This window comes from Collinsella sp. CLA-AA-H167, assembly GCF_040095305.1.
Classification (GTDB): Bacteria; Actinomycetota; Coriobacteriia; order Coriobacteriales; family Coriobacteriaceae; genus Collinsella.
Genome location: NZ_JBBNGA010000007.1, coordinates 51555 through 70862, shown reverse-complemented (window position 1 = coordinate 70862; position 19308 = coordinate 51555). Strand labels below are relative to the sequence as shown.

The following is a 19308-nucleotide window of genomic DNA, read 5'->3' as shown; positions in this document are numbered from 1 at the left end:
GTTGCTTCACTGTACGGTTTAGTAACGATGCCGCCAAGGATCATTTCTTGTTGGAATCTACAACGATTCTCAATCTGATTTTTCGTTCCATCAGCATATATTTGAACTATTTCTCGCATCAACGGCATACGGATGTGCGATTATCCTTTTTATGCCGGTATTTATTGTAGTGATTTACAGGGTGATGTTGATGCTATACACCGTCTCGGACTTCTCACGGGAATATGAGGGGTCGGTCCGTCTAATCGCCGGCAGCGATGGCATCTCGCGTGCCGTCTCCGGCGTTGGGATCCTCGATTATGAACTCATGCCCGGCCTCAAGAACAAGTACCAGCGCGTCAACTTCAGCTCAGACGAGATCGTCCTCAGCACCTTCCTCTATGCGAAGGACGACCCGTACCTCATCACTGAAGCCGTGAAATACCTCGTCGCCAAGGGAACGAGCGGTCTCATCATCAAAAACGTCCTGCACATCCCGATTCCCGACCAAGCCATCCGCTACGCCAACGCGCGGCACTACCCGGTCTTTCTCACGACCGACGACTCACTGTTCTTTGACAGCGTCATCTATGAGGTCAAACGGCATATCGAGCAGCTCGCGTCCATCGACTTCGCACAGCGCGAGATCGATGCCCTGAGGACAGACGTATCGCCCGAGTCCATCTGCCGACGCATCCGAGGCCTCAACCCGTCATTTCTGGACGAAGCGGTCGCCCTGTTCACATCGTTTGCAGAGCCCCTCGACCCGCGTACGTTTTTGCAAATCGAACGTCTCTGTGCAAAATCGACCCTCGCCGGATGCCACAACATGCTGGCACCCTATGACGGAGGTCTGTTATTCGTAGCGACAAGCGACTCGGAGCAGACGCTCGATGTGGAGCGAATCGTGCAGGCGCTCACGGAGCTCATCGAGGCTAGCGGCATCGATGGCGGAGCGGAAGGGCTTGGCATCAGCGATATTCTGTTTGGAGACGAGGCGGTGGCGCAGGCGATCTCGCAGGCGATTTACGCACAGCGCCTATCTTGTCAACGAGCCGAGGGTCCCGTCCGCTATACGCAGCTCGGCATCCTGAGAACCGTGATGCCTTTTGCGGAAACCCCGGAGATGCGATCGTTCTCGGAGGCGATTCTCTCGCCGATACGCGAGCACGACAGTGAGCATGGCAGCGAGCTGGAATCCACGCTCGCCGCATTCATCGAGAACGACCGACGTATCGAGCGAACCGCCAAGCAGACTGGCCAGCACCCGAACACGATTCGATATCGCCTCGATAAGGTGACGGCTCTCACCGGACTGAGCTACAAATGCGCCCCGGAGATGGAGCAGCTGTCGCTCGCCTACGCCATCGAACGCGCTCGCTCGCTTCAGTAAGCCCACCCCACCTTGAGGTTAGGAACGGCGGGCACGGAGCTTTTCGTAGCCATCGGCGAAGAAGGCGACCGTGGCGGCGTCGGCCTCGGCGGCGTCCGTCTCGGTTGCGGGGACCACGCCGTGCTCGTCGCTCACCAGGAACAGCGCGCCCTTAAGCTGCGCGGGAATATCTACGCGCGCGACCGGGATGTCCTTGGTCTGGGCCAGCTGTTCGATGAGCGTCGCCGTGCCGCACAGGCACTCGTCCGCCGGCGCCACAAAGGCCAGCTCGCCGTCGTTGACGGCAGCAAGCAGCTCGGGCGCCACGCCGGTTTCGTCGGCCTCGGAACGGGCCTCGGCAGAGCGGGCACGCAGCGCCTTGGCTGACGTATCGGCGAGCGGCTCGTACTCCCCCACTGTCATGGCGGCGTTGCCGTTGATGTCGATCACCAGCATGAGCACGCCGTCGTGCGCAGTATAGTCGCCCTCGGCTAGCGACCACTCAACGTGCTGCTTGGCCCAGCTGAGCATGTTATGGGTAAGTGGCTCGCCCTGCACCAGACGCTCGGACAGCGCGCGGATGTGGCGGTTGAGCATGGGCACCTTTTTGTTGGACATGCGCCAACGGCAGACAAGCGCGGGCTTGTCGAGCGTAAACTTCTCGACCGCCTCCTGATTGGCGCAAAAGTCCTCGTACGCACGCTGATCCTCGGCATTGCCAAACAGCTCGGCATCATCCACAACGGCCATATCTAACCTTTCTCAAAAACATACACCGCACCGTTATACCCAAAAAAACCGCCCGCGCCAACCGGCGCAGACGGCAATAGATAGCCTTCGTTCGGAGCAAGCCAAGGCCACTGGTGGAGCATAAGCCAGCGAGCCGGCTCCAAGTGCCCCAGGTCGCCACGAAAGAGGAGCGACGCGTACTTCTTGTACGCGAGCGACGGTTTGAGCGGCGAGATGGGGTGCTTGGGGCCGGCGCAGCGTCGAGCAGTTACGCGGTTTGGTAAAACCGCGTAACGATATTAGTGCCTAAAATGCCTGGCTCCGGTGAAGACCATCGCAATACCATGCTCGTTGCAGGCCTGGATGCTCTCGTCATCGCGCTTGGAGCCGCCGGGCTGGATGATGCAGGTCACGCCGTGTGCGGCAAGCACGTCGACGTTGTCGCGGAACGGGAAGAACGCGTCGCTTGCGCAGGCAAAGCCGCCCTTCTCCACGCCCTCGCGCTCGCAGAAGTCCTCGGCGCGCTCGCAGGCAAGCAGCGCAGAGTCAACGCGGTTGGGCTGACCGGGGCCCATGCCAATGCCGGCCTTGCCCTTGGAGACCAGGATGGCGTTGGACTTGACGCCCTTGCAGACCTTCCAGGCAAACTCGAGCTCGGCCATCTCAGCGTCGGTGGGCTTGCGATCGGTGGGGAACGTAAAGGTCGCGGGATCCTCGGTCACGTGGTCGACCTCCTGCACCAGCATGCCGCCGTCGATGGAGCGCAGCTCCACCTGGGCACCGTGGTCCACGCCGCCGGTAGCCAGCACGCGCAGGTTGGGGCGCTTGACCATGCGCTCGAGCGCCTCATCGGTGTAGCTCGGGGCGATGATGACCTCGACGAACTGCTTGTTCTGGTCGGCGAAGTGCTCAACCAGCTCAAAGGGAACCTCGCGGTTGCAGGCGATGATGCCGCCAAAGGCGCTCTTGGGATCGCAGGCGAAAGCGCGGTCGTAGGCGGCCGTGATGTCCTCGGCAACGGCGGAACCGCAGGGGTTCTGATGCTTGAGGATCACGCAGGCCGGCTCGTCGAACTCGCGGACCAGGTTCCAGGCGGCATCGGCGTCCAGATAGTTGTTGTAGCTGAGCGGCTTGCCCTGGATCTGCTCGGAGCCCACAAGCGGGAACTGAGAGCTCGCGGTGTTCTCGCAGCCCTCGGCAAAGCGGTAGACCGTAGCCTTTTGCTGAGGATTCTCACCATAGCGCAGGTCGTCGACCTTCTCCAGCGAGATCTCGAGCTTGGCAGAGGTGTCCGCCACGTCGCTTGCCTGAGCGGCAAGCCAACGGGAGATAGCCGTGTCGTAGGCGGCGGTAGTCTGGTAGACCTTCACCTGCAGGCGGCGACGGGTGGAAAGCGTGGTGCAGCCACCGGTCTCGCGCATCTCGGCCAGGACGGCATCATAGTCGGCCGGGTCGGAGATGACGGTAACGCTCGCGGCGTTCTTGGCGGCAGAGCGCAGCATGGAGGGACCACCGATGTCGATGTGCTCGATGGCATCCGCAAAGGTGACCTCGGGGTTGGCGACGGTCTTCTCGAACTCGTACAGGTTGACGACGACCAGGTCGATCAGCTTAATGCCGTGCTGGGCGGCCTCCTGCATGTGCTGCTCGGAATCGCGGCGGGCCAGCAGCGCGCCGTGAACCTTGGGGTGTAGGGTCTTAACGCGGCCGTCCATCATCTCGGGATAGCCCGTGAACTCCTCGATGGGGGTTACGGGAACGCCCGCGTCCTCGATGGCACGAGCCGTGCCGCCCGTAGAGATGATCTCGACGCCAAAGTCATCAACCAGCGTCCGTGCGAAATCGACGACACCCGTCTTATCGGTAACCGAGATCAACGCGCGTGCGATCTTCACATCAGATCCCATGCAGTCCTCCTGTCTGGTACGCCGCCGTGCTCTGTGAGTCGGTGATACGTCGATCTGCAGCGCTCGCGCAGCGGCATTGAAAATACTGATTCAATGTAGCGCATCGAGCGCGACGTTGCATCCCGCAACGCACGGCTGTGCAGAAAAAGTTTGCGAGCGGGGGGATGGGCACGGCACCGGGCACGGTGAGTTCATGGAACACAGGGGCACCATAATTAGATGCCATTGGCGTGGTAGAACTGTGCTCGATATGCATCCGCAAAAGAAAGAGGCACCATGGTCTCGCGGGTTCTCTACCGACCGTTTGATACCGAAGACTTCGACGCCATCGCGCTGATTCTGCAGCAGCTTTGGCATAACAATTCGGATAACGATGAGTACAACCGCCTCGAGGCCGCGTGCGACCTCGCCTATTGCCTTTCGTCATCGACGTTTTCGCAGGTTGCCGTAATCGACGGTCAGGCGCGTGGCATTTCGCTCGCGCGTGCGGGACAGAGCTCCGGCGCCACCGTTAAGGAACATTGGATGGATACCGAACGCGCGCTGCTATCGCAGATGCGTGAACTGGAGCCTGATGCCTGCGCCGAGTATCTCTCGTTTGTGCGTGCAACCATCCGAACCAACAACCGCCTGCTCGAGAGCAGCCCGTTGCCGCACGACAACGAAGTCACGCTGCTCGCCGTCGATCCCGATGTCCACGGCCTGGGCGTTGGCTCGGTTTTGCTCGATGCCGCGGTCTCGTACCTGTCCTCGCGCGGGGCGACAAGGGCGCACCTGTACACCGACTCCAACTGCTCGTGGAAGTTCTACGAGTTGCACGGCTTTAAGCGCACGGCCACGCACCGCGCCAACCGCGAAGAGCGCCGTCACGACATGCCGCGCGAAAGCTTCCTCTACGAACTCGACCTAACAGCCTAGCCCAGGCAGCCACACCTAGTCATTTAAGTCTGTCCCCAATGAGTGGCCTAGGGGGTTTGTAGATAGCCCTGGTCAAAAAACATCAAATATGAGTACTGTTACCTTTTTAGTAGCAGCGATTTGGGACATTTTTGATGCTTGTAGGCATGACGACCAGCTGCATGAGCTGACGTAGCTCCCCAAATGTTCAATGAAATGGGCTCCTAACGAGAAGTACTCTCATTAGGAGCCCATTATTATGTGCAAACATATGTGACCAGCGCAGCAACAGTACTCATATTTGGCATTTTTTGTCCACTGCCCCTTGCGCGAAGGTCCTCAGCGGAAAGTTTGGCCCGTTTCGATGCACAAAAATGGGATGAATCTTCCCTGGCAACCGCCCAGAAAGATCCACCCCAAAGCAAGCGCTCACTAGAACGTTCCGCCGCCGCCTCCGCCGACGCCGCCGCCTCCGCCGCCCGAGAAGCCACCGCCTCCGCCGCCGCTCGAGCTGTCGGAGCTCGACGCCAGCTCACGGATGCTCTCGTGATACACGTCATCGAACGAATCGAGCGGAGACTCGATACCGTAATGATGGTAGTACCACCAGTAGCAGGGATAATTGTCGTAGAAGCCGTCGGCCTCGCGTACCTCGGGCGGCACGGCCTCGGCCAGCTGTCGCAGCACTTCTTTCGAAACGCCCAGGGCAACGCCCATCACCAGCAGCTTGTTCCACAGCACCAGATCGCCGGGGACGGCTTCCTTTAGACGCGTGAAGTCCTCGAGCCAATGCTTAAGTGCCTTGCAGCGAGCCGCCACCTCGGCGCCCTCCGGCGTAAAGCGGCGGAAGGTGCAGCTCAGGACAAAGCCCGCGATCGTAACGGGGATCGAGATCATAGCGGCACCGACGTTGGCGTCCGCAAAGTCGGTATAGAACAGAGAGCCCAGGATGCCAAAGACAATGATGATGCCGAGAACCAGGCCGGCCACCATCGCGATAGCGCCATCCGATGCAATAAGCTCGCGCGCCTCCAGCTTGCCCTTAACTGTGCTCTGATAGTCCTCGAGCTTGTCGCCAACAGATTCAGTACGCTCGCTGGCATACTCCTCCAGCTCGCTAAACGTGCGTGAACGGACGCCGTCTTTATCGGGCTTAACGCCGGCGAAGAAGACCTTGAGCACATCGCGATCGATGCCGTCCTTCTTGGCAGCCTTCCAGGCCTCGTCGGTCACTGTGATGCGATACGTCTGCTCCTCTTTTTCGCGACGGAGCAGACCCTTCTTCTTGGTCTCGGTCGCTTCTTCCAGCTTGATCACGCGGTCGTCGGTGAGCTTCATAAGCGTGGCGATATATGCCTGATCGGGCACGTCGTTCCAGCTCATGAGAGCTGCAAGCACCGCGGGATGGTCGGCCGAGGGCACATCGCGGAAGTACTCGTCCTGGAAGAGCGGCTTGGGCTTGGGCCTGCGCAGCTTAAGCATCACGATCACACCGGTATAGGCAACCGCCACGACAACACACACCACGGCAATCGCGCTGGCAACCGCACGCGCGTGCTCACGGCGGGCGTTAGCTTCGTCGGCCCATTCCTTCTCTTCGCTCAGGATCGTTGACATGCGCTCTTCGCCCGAGGCGGCAAGCTGCGGCACCCAGTCGCTGGGGAAGGCGATGCGTGCCTCGGCGAATTCGCCCTGATGCACGCAGGGAATGGTATAGATGACCATGGGCTCGTCCTCATCGAGCGACACGTCGCCCGTCAGCGGACCGTGGCCCCATGCGCGGAAGTTATCGCCCTTGACGGCAGCCGTCCCGGCAGCGGCATTTGCGAAATACACTTCCATCTCGACGTCATCGGAATCCGCCGACCAGCCGTCACCCACAAATTTCCAGTAAAGCTCGGCGGTATCGGCCCAGTTCATAACCGCACCGGTCATGGAATAACTCACGTAGTAGATTGCGCTGTCGCCGCTCTCGTGGGGGCTGAACACCTTAATCCTTACGCCGTCATCGGTCTGCTCGACCGTGTAGACGCCGTCGTCGCCTTTGTTTGCGCTGTCGACCTTGTTAAACGCAGTGTCGTCTTCCTCGACGCTTAGCACATTGACGACCACCGAGCCGCCTTGCTGGTTAGAGCCTGTATTGATATCCCAATACACGCCGTTGATGTCGTCGTCGAAATCGAACTGGCGTCCCTCGACAACGGTCAGCGAGCCATCGGCCTCAACCGTGGCGCCGATGTAGGTTTGGCTCATGGAGTAGCCGTCGGCGTGCGCGGCGGCAGGCAGCAGCAACAACGCAAGCGCGACGAGTGCGCAGACGGAAGCGAATCGCGCAAACAGGCGGCGCTGCCGACAGGGCTGGGCAACGGGGGCGTTCATAGGCACATCCTTTGTCTGTGGTACCAGTAGCGTCATTGTCCCACGTTTGCGGGCTCATGTGACGAACATCTAGGCCAGCGGAGTATCAAACGGGACGAAAGTCACGTCCACGGCCGGCACTTGGGGACGTTCCTTATCTGCCGGCAGTCTGGGACACTCCTTGCCATGGCCCGCGCCAACGATAGATACCACTTCACAGCTCCGTCACAGGTGTAGCGGCTTTGTGTGGGCGCGGCATACGCTGATTGAGCCGCCAGCCGAGGGGCATAAAGCAATTGAGCGAAAACGGTTTGCCCCTTTGCCGTTCGCTCGAGGATCATGTCCCCCTTTTCCGCGGAAACCCCGGCAGTTGCGAAGAGCTGCCGGGGTTTCTGTCGTCAAAGGTGCCGAGTTGATGGACAGGAATCAAAGCACCGAGTCTGCGGCCCGCCATACGCAATGCGGAGCCTCGACAACTTGCGGACCACAGTGACGCCTCCCCATCGTGCCCCGCGCTATACTCGTCCGCATGGATATCAACGCACGCAACATAGCAACGCCCGCCGCGGACGCGCTAACGACGACCCCCTCTCCCGCCCCCGCGCCCGTCGTGGGCCGCTTTGCCCCGTCGCCCTCGGGCCGCATGCACCTGGGCAACGTGTTCAGCTGCCTGTGCTCGTGGCTTTCGGCCCGCAGTCAGGGCGGCAGCATCGTGTTGCGCATCGAGGACCTGGACGATCGCTGCAAGCGCCCGGAACTTGCCGCTCAACTGATTGACGACCTAGCCTGGCTGGGACTCGAGTGGGACGAAGGCCCCTACTACCAGCACGATCGCCTCGACCTGTACGAGAGCACCTTGCGCCAGCTGCAAGACGCCGGCCTCACCTACCCCTGTTTTTGCACGCGCGCCGAACTCCACGCCGCGAGCGCGCCGCACGCGAGCGACGGCACGCCCATCTACCGCGGCGCCTGCCGAGGCCTTTCTGCCGAGGAGGTTGCCCGCCGCAGCGCCCTGCGCGCTCCCGCCACGCGCCTGCGCGTGCCCGCCGTCGACGACCTCGCAGACGATGTGGTCGAATTCGTTGACCGCACGTACGGAGCCCAATGCGAGGCACTCGCCACCGAGTGCGGCGACTTTTTGGTGCGTCGCAGCGACGGCGTGTTTGCCTATCAGCTGGCCGTGGTGGTCGACGACGCTGCCATGGGCGTCACCGAGATCGTACGCGGATGCGACCTGCTTGGTTCCACGCCGCGCCAGATCTATCTGCAACATCTGCTGGGACTGCCCACACCGCGCTACGCGCACATTCCGCTGCTCATGTCGCCGGACGGCCGCCGCCTTTCCAAACGCGATCGCGATCTGGACCTGGGCGAGCTCCGCACCCGCTTTGGCACACCCGAGGCACTGTTGGGATGGCTCGCCGGGCAAACAGGCATCGCACCGGACACCACGCCGCGCTCTGCCGAACAGCTGGTCGAGCACTTTAGATGGGACGTCATCCGTGCGCACCGCGAGAACATCACTGTAACGGTCGAGTAGCCAGCCACCCCGCCTCTACGCAACATCCCAGGGCTGGAGTTCGTCACCCAAGCGAATGATGCAGTCGTAGAGCACGGTATGGCGCTCGGCCGGGTTGGCATCCCGATGAAAATGCCCGTAATACCAGCGTTTGTAGTCCATGCGATCTTCCAGCTCATCGAAAAATGCCGTAAGTCGATCAACCGTGGGGCAATTCCAGCCGGGGGTCGGATAAAGCGTGGGCGAAAGCATGCGCGTAGAGCAGGTGTGGGTGATTACGTAGTCGACCTTCCAACCCACGCTGTCGAGCTTTGCCCGCGCCTCCTCAAAGTTGCGCTCGTCCGGCAGCTCCTGCGGCCACCAGCTGGAATACGGAATGCGGTATTCCTTATCCACGCTCGTGGCGCCGCCCATGGTAAAGATCGTTGAGCCGTCGAGCTCAAAAACCTCGCCGCGCGTCAGGCGTCGGATGGGCGAGGTGTCCGACAGGCGCTGCGTCAGGCCGCCGTGCCACAACTCCATGGGTCGCTCCGCCCAGTGATCGAAACGCTCGTGGTTGCCGTCGACGAACAGCACGGTATAGGGGCGCGACTCCAGCCAGGCGATATCGGCGCACTCCTCGGCAGAGAAATCCCAGGGAAAGCCAAAGTCGCCGGCGACGATGAGATAGTCGTCACTCGTCAGACTATCCCCAAGATCCCAGTCGCGCAGCTTTTGCATGTCGAGGCCGCCGTGAACATCGCCCGTCACATAGACCGTCATCGGATCACCACTTCCCTGTAAGTCGCTAGCCCGCATTCTGCACGATCGCCAAGCAAACCGCTCCAGCCCTTCCGTCCCTTAGGGCTTACCCTTCGTTCTTCCATCCAAACGGGTCGAGCACCAAAAAAATCAGATCGAGCACGCCGCCGGTCATCATGGCGCCGGCAAGGGCCATGCAAACGTGCAGAGAACTGGCACTTCGGAGCACGTCAAATGGCCCCAGAACAGCCAGCAGCGCGACCGCTGCGCCGGCTACGCACAGTGCGAGGCACGGCCCCGCGTCCTTGACGCACTTCTTTGCGAGATGCTTTGCGTTGTCACCCATCGATATCGAACTCCTTAGAGGGTCGTTGTTCAGATGCATGCCGCCGTGGCAGAACGAAGCGGCAGAGTAAGTGTCACATGCCGTGCAGACATCAATGGAGAAACCGCCTGCTCGACCAACCCTTGACGCCGTTTTGCACCGGCACCCCATCCCCCGCTATCGAGGTCTAATACTTTTCCCGAGAAGTGAACGGCTGTTTTTGGACCTCTGAAACAGCCGCATTTTTCGGCGGCAAAATCGTGGGATTTCAGCATTGAAACCGCGGGAAACGGCACCTTTAAAGTGTCGATGCTTCGGGGGTCCGTTTTAGCTCGTTCACTTCTCGGGAAAAGTATTAGACCTCGCTGCTAGCTATCCAGAAAGACACCTCCCCCTTCCCCACCGCCGCGCAAAAACTCATCCAACATTAATCTTGGCTCAAGAATCGCTTAATCTATAACCTGCACTATAGAGTTCGACCAAGGGCGGGGCGGCGTCACGCAGGCCGCCGAACGCAACGCTCGCGCCCGGGCAGATCGCCCGGCGTCGCGCCCATCGAACGAAAGGAACAGGTCATGGACGACCTCGAAAAAGTTGAAACCATCCGCACCAAGTGCAACGTGAGCTACACCGATGCCAAGGCCGCGCTCGACGCCGCCGACGGCAACGTCTTGGATGCCATCATTTGGCTCGAGTCGCAGGGCAAGACCCAGACCACGTCGGCGCACGCCGCCACCGAGTCCGCGCCAGTCGATGAGCCCTCAGCCGAGATGGTCGCCGCGCAGGCCGCCTACGAGAAGTCGAGCGAAAAGACCGACTTCTCCAAGAAGATGGACAGCGTGTGGGAGTACCTCAAAAAGCTCTTCCGCCTGAGCCTGGACACCAAGTTTATCGCCACGCGCCGCGACGCGATCATCCTCAACATTCCCATCCTGATCCCCATCGTCGCACTGTTTGCCTGGGGCGCCACGATATGGCTGATGCTGATTGGCCTGTTCTTTGGCATGCGTTACCGCATCGATAGCGACGGCGACGTACCCGGCAGCATCAACAACCTTATGAATCACGCTGCCGATGCCGCGGACGACATCAAGCAAAATCTCAACGACGACAAGTAATCGCAGACGGGGGCACGCATGGCACGGATCCTGATCGTAGAGGACGAGGAGAAAATCGCCCGCTTTGTGACGCTCGAGCTGGAGCACGAGGGCTACCAGGTGGAGCACGCCGCCGACGGCCGCACCGCCGTGGACCTGGCGCTGGAGCGCAACTACGATCTGATTCTGCTCGATGTGCTGTTGCCGCAGCTCAACGGCATGGAGGTGCTGCGACGCGTCCGCAAGCACAAGGATGTACCGGTGATCATGGTCACCGCGCGCGATGCCGTGATGGACAAGGTGGCCGGGCTCGATGCCGGCGCCGACGATTACCTGACCAAGCCGTTTGCGATTGAGGAGCTGTTCGCACGGATCCGCGTGGCGTTGAAGCGCTCGGAGGCCGTGCGGGCGGCTTCGGGCGTTGGCGGCGTTGGGGCCGGGACGGGCGCTACGGGCGCCGCTGCGATACCCCCGGCTGTCGACTCGACCCAGGCATCCGCCTCGCCCTCCCCCGCCGTGCTCACCGTGAGTTCGGTCGCGCTCGATCCCGACCGCCGCGAAGTCACGGTCGGCGGCTCGCCCATCGCGCTCACTGCCCGCGAGTTCGACGTCCTCGCCCTGCTTATGGCGCACGCCGGCACCGTGCTCACGCGCGAGCGCATCGCGCACGAGGCGCTGGGCTACGAATACGTGGGCGACACCAACAACGTCGACGTGCACATCGCGCACCTGCGCGCCAAGATCGAGGACGCCGGCGGCGCCCGCATCATCCAGACCGTGCGTGGGGTGGGCTATGTCTGCCGCGCGTAACGCCGAGGCCAAGCGCGTCACATCCATCGCCCGCGCCATCAACTGGAGCTATATGTGGCGCCGCTTGATGAGCTACGTCTGGCTCGATCTGCTGCTGATGGTGATTGCGGCGGCAATCCTCGTCTATGGATACAACCAGATGCTGCCCGACGGCGCGTTTACCGCAGGATGGATCCCCGGCGTCGCCGTTCACGGCATGTCGCTGGCGCCTGCGCGCGGCTGGGACCTGGCAACGCTCACCTATACCGTCGAGCTTGCGCGTACCACCAAGACTTTCCCCCTCGCGCAGGACCTCGTCGCGCTATGGCCTCTCTACCTTGTCGTTGTGGGTTGGCAGGTCATCAGCGTGCTCGACATGCTCGGCGGCGCCCGTCGCGTGCGCCGCACCATGGCACCGCTCAACGACCTGGCCTTGCGCGTGGACGAGCTCGGCCGTATGCAGCTCTCCGGCGGCAAGATGGAAACACTGGAGCAGGCCATCGAGCGCGCAAGCGTCGACTCGCCGAGCGTCACTACCGGCGACGCCGACCTGGCAAGCATCGAGGTTGCACTCAACCGCCTACTGCGCCAGATGCAAGAGGCCAAACTGCAGCAAATGCGCTTTGTCAACGATGCGAGCCACGAGCTGCGCACGCCCATCGCGGTGATTCAGGGCTACGTAAACATGCTCGATCGCTGGGGCAAAGACGACCCGGACGTGCTGGCAGAATCTATCGCGTCCCTCAAGGCCGAAAGCGAGCACATGCAAGAGCTCGTGGAGCAGCTGCTGTTTTTGGCGCGCGGCGATGCCGGGCGCACGGTCCTGCGGCGCGCAAATACCAACCTTGCCGCACTGGTCGACGAAGTATGCGAGGAATCGCAGATGATCGATACCGAGCACACGTATCGGCTGGCCTTTGACGCTGCGCTTGTCAGCGACCCGCGCTGCGACGCGCCCGTCGACGTGGCGCTCGTGAAGCAGGCTCTGCGCGTGATCGTGCAAAACGCCGCCAAGTACTCGGATGCGGGAACGACCGTCACATTTGGCGTAGCGCCGGATGCGGGCGCGGGCACGATCGACATAAGCGTTGAGGACGAGGGCATCGGCATGAACCAGGAATCCGCAGCTCACGCGTTTGAACGGTTCTACCGCGCCGACAACGCACGCGATGCCGGCGCGCAGGGCTCGGGTCTGGGGCTTGCCATTGCCAAGTGGATCGTCGACAGCCATGGCGGTGTCATTGGCGTGACCTCAGTCGAGGGCGTCGGCAGCCGCTTTACGATTCGCCTGCCGCGCTAGGAAGCCCCTCGGCATAAATAAAGGGATAGGGCCACACGGCCCTATCCCTTTTTGCTAGCTATGGCAGCTTGTGCGCTACTCGCGGCACAGATGCACGGCGAAGCCGGCGAACTCGCGCTTAAAGTACACGAGCTTGGTGCCGCCGTCGGGCAGCAGCACGCGCGACTCCTCGTTGACCTCGAGCCCGCGCTCGGCAAACCACTTCTCGGCCGCATCGATGTCGTTGACGGCAAAGCCAATGTGGCCCTTGGTGCCACGACCGTTCTGCTTCATGACCTCGATCAGCGAATCGTTAAAGTACGAAACCGGGGTCTCGATAACGGGCAGACCCATCATCGTCGAGAACAGCTCCGCGATCTCCAGGGCATCGGCCGGGTCGGTGGCGTTAATGCCCACGTGGGCGACGCGCATGCCAAAGAGCTCTACCGGGTTGGCGTTCTGCTCATTCATTACAGGCAGCGCCTACTGAGCCATAACGTCGAGAACGGCCTTCTCGGCAGCGACGCGGTTCATGCCGGTCATGAAGGACACGCCGCTCACGTACGGGCAGGTGAGGCCCTCGGGGGCAACGGTGGTGGCGATCAGCAGGTCGGCGCCCTCGTCGCAAGCGTCCTTGGCCTCAGAGATGGCGCACTGCACGATCTCATACTTGCCGGCATAACCGTTGGCGTCGAGCATGGTAGCGACCTTCTGGGCAACAAGCGTGGAAGTAGCAGCGCCAGCACCGCAAGCCAAAACGATCTTCTTCATAGGTAATGTCTCCCTTCATGGTTTACTTTAGGTAAGTGTACCGCAGCGAGCGATGGCACTCAGCCTCGATGAGCTTTTATGCCAGTTTGCTTGCGCGCTGCGTATAATACATCTAGTACGTGTTGTCATACCGCTCGCTATATGAGCGACTAAGGATCCCAATATGCCCGATTCCCGCACACTCTGGACCGCCGTCGTTATCATCTGCATCGGCGTGTCGGTGTTCTTTAGCGTCAAAAAACGCACCACGTTCAAGCGTCTGCAGCAGCTTATGGCTGCCAAGCAGTGGGACGAGTTCGATCGTTTGCTCGACGGCAAACTCACCAGCATGCTGTACCCGCGCTACAACCGCGACTACCTGCGTCTGAACTCCTATCTGCTGCGCGAGGACCACAAGCGCGCCGATGAGATGTTCGATTTGCTGCTGGGGCTCAATCTGCCCAAGATGCAGCGCGTCGACCTGGTGATTAAGGCCTTTAACTACTATGCTGGCCAGGAGGACCGCAAAAAGTCCAAGGAGCTTCTGCACGAGATCAAGGGCTTTGAGGGCGGTCAGGCCGAGGCGGTCGCACACGAATGCCAGCTGATGTACGACACGATGATCCTCAAGCGCCACAACGACATTCCCGAGCTGGAGCGCATGCTCAAGGAAGCCGGTGACGACAAGGTTAAGAGCTGCCGCCTGGAATACCTGCTAGCCCTGCAGTACCAGAACAAGGGCGACGAGGCCAAGTTCGCCGAGTACTTGGAAAAGTCGGGCCAACACTCGATGGCCGTCAACGCGTAACGGACGGCTTGTGCTAGACTTCTAGTCTCACGGGGGCGTGGCGGAATTGGCATACGCAGGGGACTTAAAATCCCTCGCCGCAAGGATTGTGGGTTCGAGTCCCACCGCCCCTACCATGTAGTGCTTACGAGCCCGTGTCCCCCAGGGATGCGGGCTCATTTCTTTAAGATGCCGGTGGGGCTCGAACCCGCGAGGGGGCGAGCGTCAAGCGGACGCGCAGCGTCCGTAGCGAGCCGGCGAGGACGCCGGCAGGCAGCCGAAGCCGGTGCGGATTTGCGCAACAAATACGCAGACGTCCCACCGCCCCGCGCTTCAGAAAGTCAACTAATTTAGGACGGGCTAAAAAGACAGCTTCGGTCCCTTAGAAGTTGCGGTGGAATGGATCCTGTTTATACCGTTTACCAGCTTATTTAGGAACTATTTCACCGCAACTTATTTAGAGGGTGCTGAGCTCTGGGGTCCAGGAGATGGTGGGGGTCGCACCGTCGAGAGCCTCGTTGATGGTGGCGGCCATGCCGGCGAGTAAGCTGTTCTCGCTTACAGTGAGCGTCTTGTAGCCGCCGGCTCGCATAAGCTCGCGGATTACCACGGCACCAGCCAAGATCACGCCCGCGCGTTTGGGCTGTACACCCGGTAGAGCGGCGATGCCGTCCGCATCCAACGCAGACATGCGCTCGATAGCGGCCGAAACCTGATCCAGCGAAAGCTCGCGCAGGTGCACAAAGCTCGAATCGTACGGTTCCAGCTCATGAACGAGCGCCACGAGTGTGGTGACGGTGCCACCCACTGCGACCAAGCGTTCGGCGCGCTCAAAATTGCTCGGCAGGCCCTCAAAATAGGCAGCGAACTGCTCGCCCGCCCACGCGGCAGCGGCAGTAAGCTCGCCGCGTGCGGGCGGCAGTGCCGAGAAAAATCGCTCCGTCACACGGCGACAACCGATGTCCAGCGAACGCGTGCCCTCCAGCGCAAAGACCCCACGCTCCGGCGCATAGACGCCCGTCGCGAGCTCCGTGGATCCGCCGCCCGAATCGGCAACAATGATGCGCTCGCCGGCAAAGTCGTGCGCCACGCCAAAAAACGTCAGGCGCGCCTCGACCTCGCCCGGAATCACCTGCGGTTCGAGCCCCAGCTCACGCAGACCGTCCAGCAGCAGTGCGGCATTGGATGCATCGCGCGCGGCGCTCGTGCATGTGGTGCAAATGCACGCGGCCCCAAAGGCACGCGCCTCGTCCACAAACATGCGGCATGCAGCGAGCACGCGCTCGACCGCCGCCTCGCAAAAGCGACCCGTCGCATCCACACCCTCGCCCAGGTCGGTAATCTCGGTATGCTTGGACGATTCCACGATCGCTCCGCCCTCGACCTGCGCCAGCACCAGTCGCGACGACACCGTTCCCAGATCGATCGCCGCCACCTTATATCGTTTGCAATCTGCCATTGCGGGCTCCCCTCCGGGCGCTATTTGCCGTTGGACACGACCGTCTGGCCCTCGACACCGTTAAACCCAAACAGCATGTCGAGCGCCTGGATGTACCACGGGGCGTCCTTACCGACTTCTTCGATTTCCTTGGCAACTTCGCTGGCCTTCTTGGCGTTCGACGACTTCTTGCTCGAAGACGAATCCGAATCGTCGTCCAGGCCCTGCACTTCAATCCTCTTCTCGCCGGGCATCACCAGGCCCAGATCCTCGGACGCCGCATCCTTAATGCCCTCCTCCGAGAGCAGTTTGTCGACGCTTTTTTGCAGCTCATCATTGTATTGCTGACGAATCTCGACCTGCTTGGCCAAGATATCGCTCGAACGCTTTGCCACGTACAGATCGCGCACGGGGAAATACAGGCTCACGAGCACCAGGGCAACGACGATGCCGATGAATAGCCCTCGCTGAGGACCGTGGGTAAAGTCGTAGATCGCCTTGACCACCGCGTTGTCGTTGGCGTAGTGCATAAAGTCCGAGCCCGAAAAACGGTTCGAAGGCCTGCTCGACCTATCGTGCGTTTGAGCCGACGAGCGCTGAGCATGCGACGAACGTGCCGGGCGCACTGGTCCATCTGTCGAAGTATTCACTTGAGCATTGGGGCGCGAGGTACTTGTCGGGCGCTGCATGGAGCGGTCGGCGCCGGCGTAGGCGGACCCACCGAGCTGCACCGTGCGCGCACGGCGAGGCGACGGCTCACGCGAACCGGCGGAATAGTACCTGTTGTCGTAAATCTGATCCATGTGCGCCTTGTGCAGTTGAGGTTTGTTTGCGCTAAGTATTCTAGTTATAGCACGAGCGCCCGCACCGCCTTCGCCAGCCTTTGCTCGACATAAAAAAGGCGCTGAGTCATATGGCCCAGCGCCCAATGGTGCTCAACAGCGCCCGGCTGGAGCAAGGCAAATCCGAGTCTTCCCCGCCCCCGCGACCTCCGCGTGCCTAGCGAATGTTGTAGAACGCGGCCTTGCCGGCGTAGCGCGCGCTGCCCTCGAGCTCGTCCTCGATGCGGATGAGCTGGTTGTACTTGGCGATACGGTCGCTACGGCACGGGGCGCCCGACTTGATCTGGCCGGCGTTGACGCCCACGACCAGGTCGGCGATCGTGGAGTCCTCGGTCTCGCCGGAGCGGTGGCTCACGATGCAGGCGTAACCGGCCTCCTTGGCGGTCTCGATGGCCTCGAGCGACTCGGTGAGCGTGCCGATCTGGTTGACCTTGACCAGGATCGCGTTGGCGGCACCCAGCTCGATGCCCTTCTTGAGGCGCTCGGTGTTGGTGACGAACAGGTCGTCGCCCACCAGCTGCACCTTGTTGCCAATGCGACGGGTGAGCTCGACCCAGCCGTCCCAGTCCTCCTCGGCCATACCGTCCTCGATGGAGATGATAGGATAGGTGTCGACGAGCTTCTCCCAGTAATCAACCATCTGGGCACTCGTGTACTCCACGCCCTCGCCCTTGAGCTCATACATACCGGTCTCAGCGTTGTAGAACTCGGTGGACGCCGGATCCATGGCGTACATGAAGTCGACGCCGGGCTTAAAGCCAGCCTTCTCGACGGCCTTGGTGATGTACTCGAACGGCTCGGCATTGGTCTTAAGGTTGGGGGCAAAGCCGCCCTCGTCGCCCACGCCGCCGCCCAGGCCGGCCTCGTGCAGCACGCCCTTGAGGGTGTGGTATACCTCGGCGCACCAACGCAGGCCCTCGGCAAAACTCGGGGCGCCCACCGGCATGATCATGAACTCCTGGAAGTCAACGTTATTGTCGGCATGCACGCCGCCGTTGAGGATATTCATCATAGGTGTGGGCAGCAGGTGGGCGTTGACGCCACCCAGGTACTGGTACAGCGACAGGCCCGCCGACTCGGCAGCGGCGCGGGCAACGGCCAGCGACACGCCCAAGATGGCGTTGGCGCCGAGCTTGGTCTTGTTGGGGGTACCGTCCGCGGCAATCAGCGCGGCATCGACGGCGCGCTGGTCGAAGGCATCGAGGCCCACGACGGCGTTGGCGCACTCGTTGTTGACGTGCTCGACGGCCTGCGAAACGCCCTTGCCCAGGTAGCGGCCCTTGTCGCCATCGCGCAGCTCGCAGGCCTCAAAGGCGCCGGTCGAAGCACCCGAAGGCACCATTGCTCGGCCAAAGCTGCCGTCCTCGAGCACGACCTCGACCTCGACGGTGGGATTGCCGCGGCTGTCGAGTACCTCGCGACCGTAGACGTCCAAAATATCGCTCATGTTGTCTCCCTCTCACTTGGAAACGTAGTGGATGCAAGCGACCGGCTGACCGTGCACCGTCGGTGCACCTCCGTAAGTTAGCCATGTCGCACTTTTTGCATTATGCCCTAAGTTAGCCGAGGGATACACTTGATTTTCGAAAAATTTAGCGGGAACGATGAGGCGCGTCAGCCCGTCGTTCCCGCAGTCTTACTCCTCCGCCTTTGCGGCATCCCACAGGTCGTTGAGGCCGTGGGTCGAGAGCTCGGCCAGATCCACGTGGGCATCGGCCGCCATCTGCTCCATCGCAGCCCAGCGACGGCGAAACTTGGCCGTGCTCGCGCGCAGGGCGCTCTCGGCGTCGATACCCTCCTTGCGCGCGACGTTGACCAGGGCAAAGAGCAGATCGCCAAACTCCATTTCGCGCTCGGGCGAGCCAGGGGCCTCGGCCTCAAACTCGGCACGCTCCTCGGCGACCTCGTCCCACACGTCCTGGACCGTCTCCCACTCAAAGCCCACGGCCGCTGCCTTGCGCGACACCTTCTGGGCCTGCATCAGCGCCGGCAGATGCGTGGGCACGCCATCGAGCAGACCCTCGGGCGCGGCCTCGCCCGCCGCCACGGCCTTGTCCTTGGCGGCTTTCTCGGCAAGCTTGACCTCGTCCCAAATCTTGAGTACCTCGTCGGAACTGTCGGCATCTACATCGCCAAACACGTGCGGATGACGGCGGATGAGCTTGGCATCGATATCACGCGCCACGTCGGCCAGTGTAAACTCGCCAGCGTCAGCAGCAATCTGCGCATGCAGCACGACCTGCATGAGCACGTCGCCCAGCTCCTCGCGTAGGTGAACCGCGTCGTCCGCCTCGATGCAGTCGAGCGCCTCGTAGGCCTCCTCGATCATGTTCTTGCCAATGCTGCGGTGCGTCTGCTCACGGTCCCACGGGCAGCCATCGGGCTGACGCAGACGCCAGATGGTCTGCACCAGATGCTGTAGCTCGGTCGACGCGTCGACTAGCGTGGACAGATCGCGCGAGCCCTCGGCATTTTGCTGAGCCATGTGCTGCGCCATGG

The 19308-nt window shown here is 61.5% G+C and carries 18 protein-coding genes and 1 tRNA gene; 8 read left to right on the top strand and 11 right to left on the bottom strand.

What is annotated here, in order from left to right:
* Positions 1 to 190: 190 nt before the first annotated feature.
* Positions 191 to 1372 (top strand): PucR family transcriptional regulator, encoded by a 1182-nt coding sequence (locus tag AAAT03_RS06000; RefSeq protein WP_253057252.1) that lies wholly within the window; start codon positions 191 to 193, stop codon positions 1370 to 1372.
* An 18-nt stretch (positions 1373 to 1390) separates the two neighbouring features.
* Here the strand turns inward: AAAT03_RS06000 and AAAT03_RS05995 are convergent, their stop codons facing one another.
* Positions 1391 to 2101 (bottom strand): hypothetical protein, encoded by a 711-nt coding sequence (locus AAAT03_RS05995; RefSeq protein WP_253057250.1) that lies wholly within the window; start codon positions 2099 to 2101, stop codon positions 1391 to 1393.
* A gap of 278 nt (positions 2102 to 2379) precedes the next feature.
* A complete protein-coding gene (gene purH, locus AAAT03_RS05990; RefSeq protein WP_253057248.1) occupies positions 2380 to 3987 on the bottom strand; it encodes a bifunctional phosphoribosylaminoimidazolecarboxamide formyltransferase/IMP cyclohydrolase in 1608 nt (535 codons plus the stop codon).
* 276 nt (positions 3988 to 4263) lie between these two features.
* Here purH and AAAT03_RS05985 point away from each other — a divergent pair, with 276 nt between their 5' ends.
* Positions 4264 to 4905, top strand: coding sequence for a GNAT family N-acetyltransferase (locus AAAT03_RS05985; RefSeq protein WP_117640393.1), 642 nt, complete (start codon positions 4264 to 4266; stop codon positions 4903 to 4905).
* Positions 4906 to 5316: 411 nt separating this feature from the next.
* On the opposite strand, the gene AAAT03_RS05980 is transcribed toward AAAT03_RS05985, so the two are convergent.
* A complete protein-coding gene (locus AAAT03_RS05980) occupies positions 5317 to 7263 on the bottom strand; it encodes a DUF2207 domain-containing protein (protein ID WP_349102847.1) in 1947 nt (648 codons plus the stop codon).
* Between the two features lie 508 nt (positions 7264 to 7771).
* Here AAAT03_RS05980 and gluQRS point away from each other — a divergent pair.
* Positions 7772 to 8782 (top strand): tRNA glutamyl-Q(34) synthetase GluQRS, encoded by a 1011-nt coding sequence (gene gluQRS / locus AAAT03_RS05975; protein WP_349102846.1) that lies wholly within the window; start codon positions 7772 to 7774, stop codon positions 8780 to 8782.
* A gap of 15 nt (positions 8783 to 8797) precedes the next feature.
* Here gluQRS and AAAT03_RS05970 read toward each other — a convergent pair whose 3' ends face one another.
* Both AAAT03_RS05970 and AAAT03_RS05965 read right to left on the bottom strand, forming a co-directional pair.
* Positions 8798 to 9523 carry a metallophosphoesterase gene (locus tag AAAT03_RS05970; protein WP_349102845.1) on the bottom strand — a complete coding sequence of 242 codons (726 nt, stop codon included), beginning with the start codon at positions 9521 to 9523 and terminating at the stop codon, positions 8798 to 8800.
* Positions 9524 to 9608: 85 nt separating this feature from the next.
* On the bottom strand, positions 9609 to 9848 hold the full coding sequence (locus AAAT03_RS05965; RefSeq protein ID WP_349102844.1) for a hypothetical protein: 240 nt from the start codon (positions 9846 to 9848) through the stop codon (positions 9609 to 9611).
* Positions 9849 to 10402: 554 nt separating this feature from the next.
* Between AAAT03_RS05965 and AAAT03_RS05960 the strand changes: the two genes are divergently transcribed.
* Genes AAAT03_RS05960 through AAAT03_RS05950 form a run of 3 tightly spaced genes read left to right on the top strand, consistent with a single transcriptional unit; the run spans position 10403 to position 13013 of the window.
* Complete coding sequence (locus AAAT03_RS05960) at positions 10403 to 10945, top strand: uBA/TS-N domain protein (RefSeq protein ID WP_022093856.1); 543 nt, start codon at positions 10403 to 10405, stop codon at positions 10943 to 10945.
* 18 nt (positions 10946 to 10963) lie between these two features.
* Positions 10964 to 11734, top strand: coding sequence for a response regulator transcription factor (locus AAAT03_RS05955; protein ID WP_349102843.1), 771 nt, complete (start codon positions 10964 to 10966; stop codon positions 11732 to 11734).
* The gene (locus tag AAAT03_RS05950; protein WP_195232720.1) at positions 11718 to 13013 is read left to right on the top strand and encodes a HAMP domain-containing sensor histidine kinase; all 1296 of its coding nucleotides are present in this window, start codon (positions 11718 to 11720) and stop codon (positions 13011 to 13013) included. Before AAAT03_RS05955 ends, AAAT03_RS05950 begins: the two co-directional genes overlap by 17 nt.
* A 75-nt stretch (positions 13014 to 13088) precedes the next feature.
* Here the strand turns inward: AAAT03_RS05950 and AAAT03_RS05945 are convergent, their stop codons facing one another.
* Both AAAT03_RS05945 and AAAT03_RS05940 read right to left on the bottom strand, forming a co-directional pair.
* A complete protein-coding gene (locus tag AAAT03_RS05945) occupies positions 13089 to 13463 on the bottom strand; it encodes a VOC family protein (RefSeq protein ID WP_117779021.1) in 375 nt (124 codons plus the stop codon).
* A gap of 12 nt (positions 13464 to 13475) precedes the next feature.
* The gene (locus tag AAAT03_RS05940) at positions 13476 to 13763 is read right to left on the bottom strand and encodes a PTS sugar transporter subunit IIB (protein WP_349102842.1); all 288 of its coding nucleotides are present in this window, start codon (positions 13761 to 13763) and stop codon (positions 13476 to 13478) included.
* Positions 13764 to 13926: 163 nt separating this feature from the next.
* Here AAAT03_RS05940 and AAAT03_RS05935 point away from each other — a divergent pair, with 163 nt between their 5' ends.
* Together AAAT03_RS05935 and AAAT03_RS05930 are read left to right on the top strand one after the other, a co-directional pair.
* Positions 13927 to 14550: a hypothetical protein gene (locus AAAT03_RS05935; protein ID WP_117776842.1), complete on the top strand. Its 624-nt coding sequence runs from the start codon at positions 13927 to 13929 to the stop codon at positions 14548 to 14550.
* Positions 14551 to 14581: 31 nt separating this feature from the next.
* Positions 14582 to 14666, top strand: a tRNA-Leu gene (locus AAAT03_RS05930).
* Positions 14667 to 14986: 320 nt separating this feature from the next.
* Here AAAT03_RS05930 and AAAT03_RS05925 read toward each other — a convergent pair.
* From AAAT03_RS05925 to mazG, 4 genes are all read right to left on the bottom strand, one after another.
* The gene (locus AAAT03_RS05925; protein WP_195232716.1) at positions 14987 to 15988 is read right to left on the bottom strand and encodes a hypothetical protein; all 1002 of its coding nucleotides are present in this window, start codon (positions 15986 to 15988) and stop codon (positions 14987 to 14989) included.
* A 20-nt stretch (positions 15989 to 16008) separates the two neighbouring features.
* The gene (locus tag AAAT03_RS05920; protein ID WP_349102841.1) at positions 16009 to 16770 is read right to left on the bottom strand and encodes a hypothetical protein; all 762 of its coding nucleotides are present in this window, start codon (positions 16768 to 16770) and stop codon (positions 16009 to 16011) included.
* Between the two features lie 196 nt (positions 16771 to 16966).
* Positions 16967 to 18256, bottom strand: coding sequence for a phosphopyruvate hydratase (gene eno / locus AAAT03_RS05915; protein ID WP_117564903.1), 1290 nt, complete (start codon positions 18254 to 18256; stop codon positions 16967 to 16969).
* Between the two features lie 189 nt (positions 18257 to 18445).
* Positions 18446 to 19306, bottom strand: a complete 861-nt coding sequence (mazG, locus tag AAAT03_RS05910) for a nucleoside triphosphate pyrophosphohydrolase (RefSeq protein ID WP_195193097.1) — start codon at positions 19304 to 19306, stop codon at positions 18446 to 18448.
* Between the last annotated feature and the right edge of the window lie 2 nt (positions 19307 to 19308).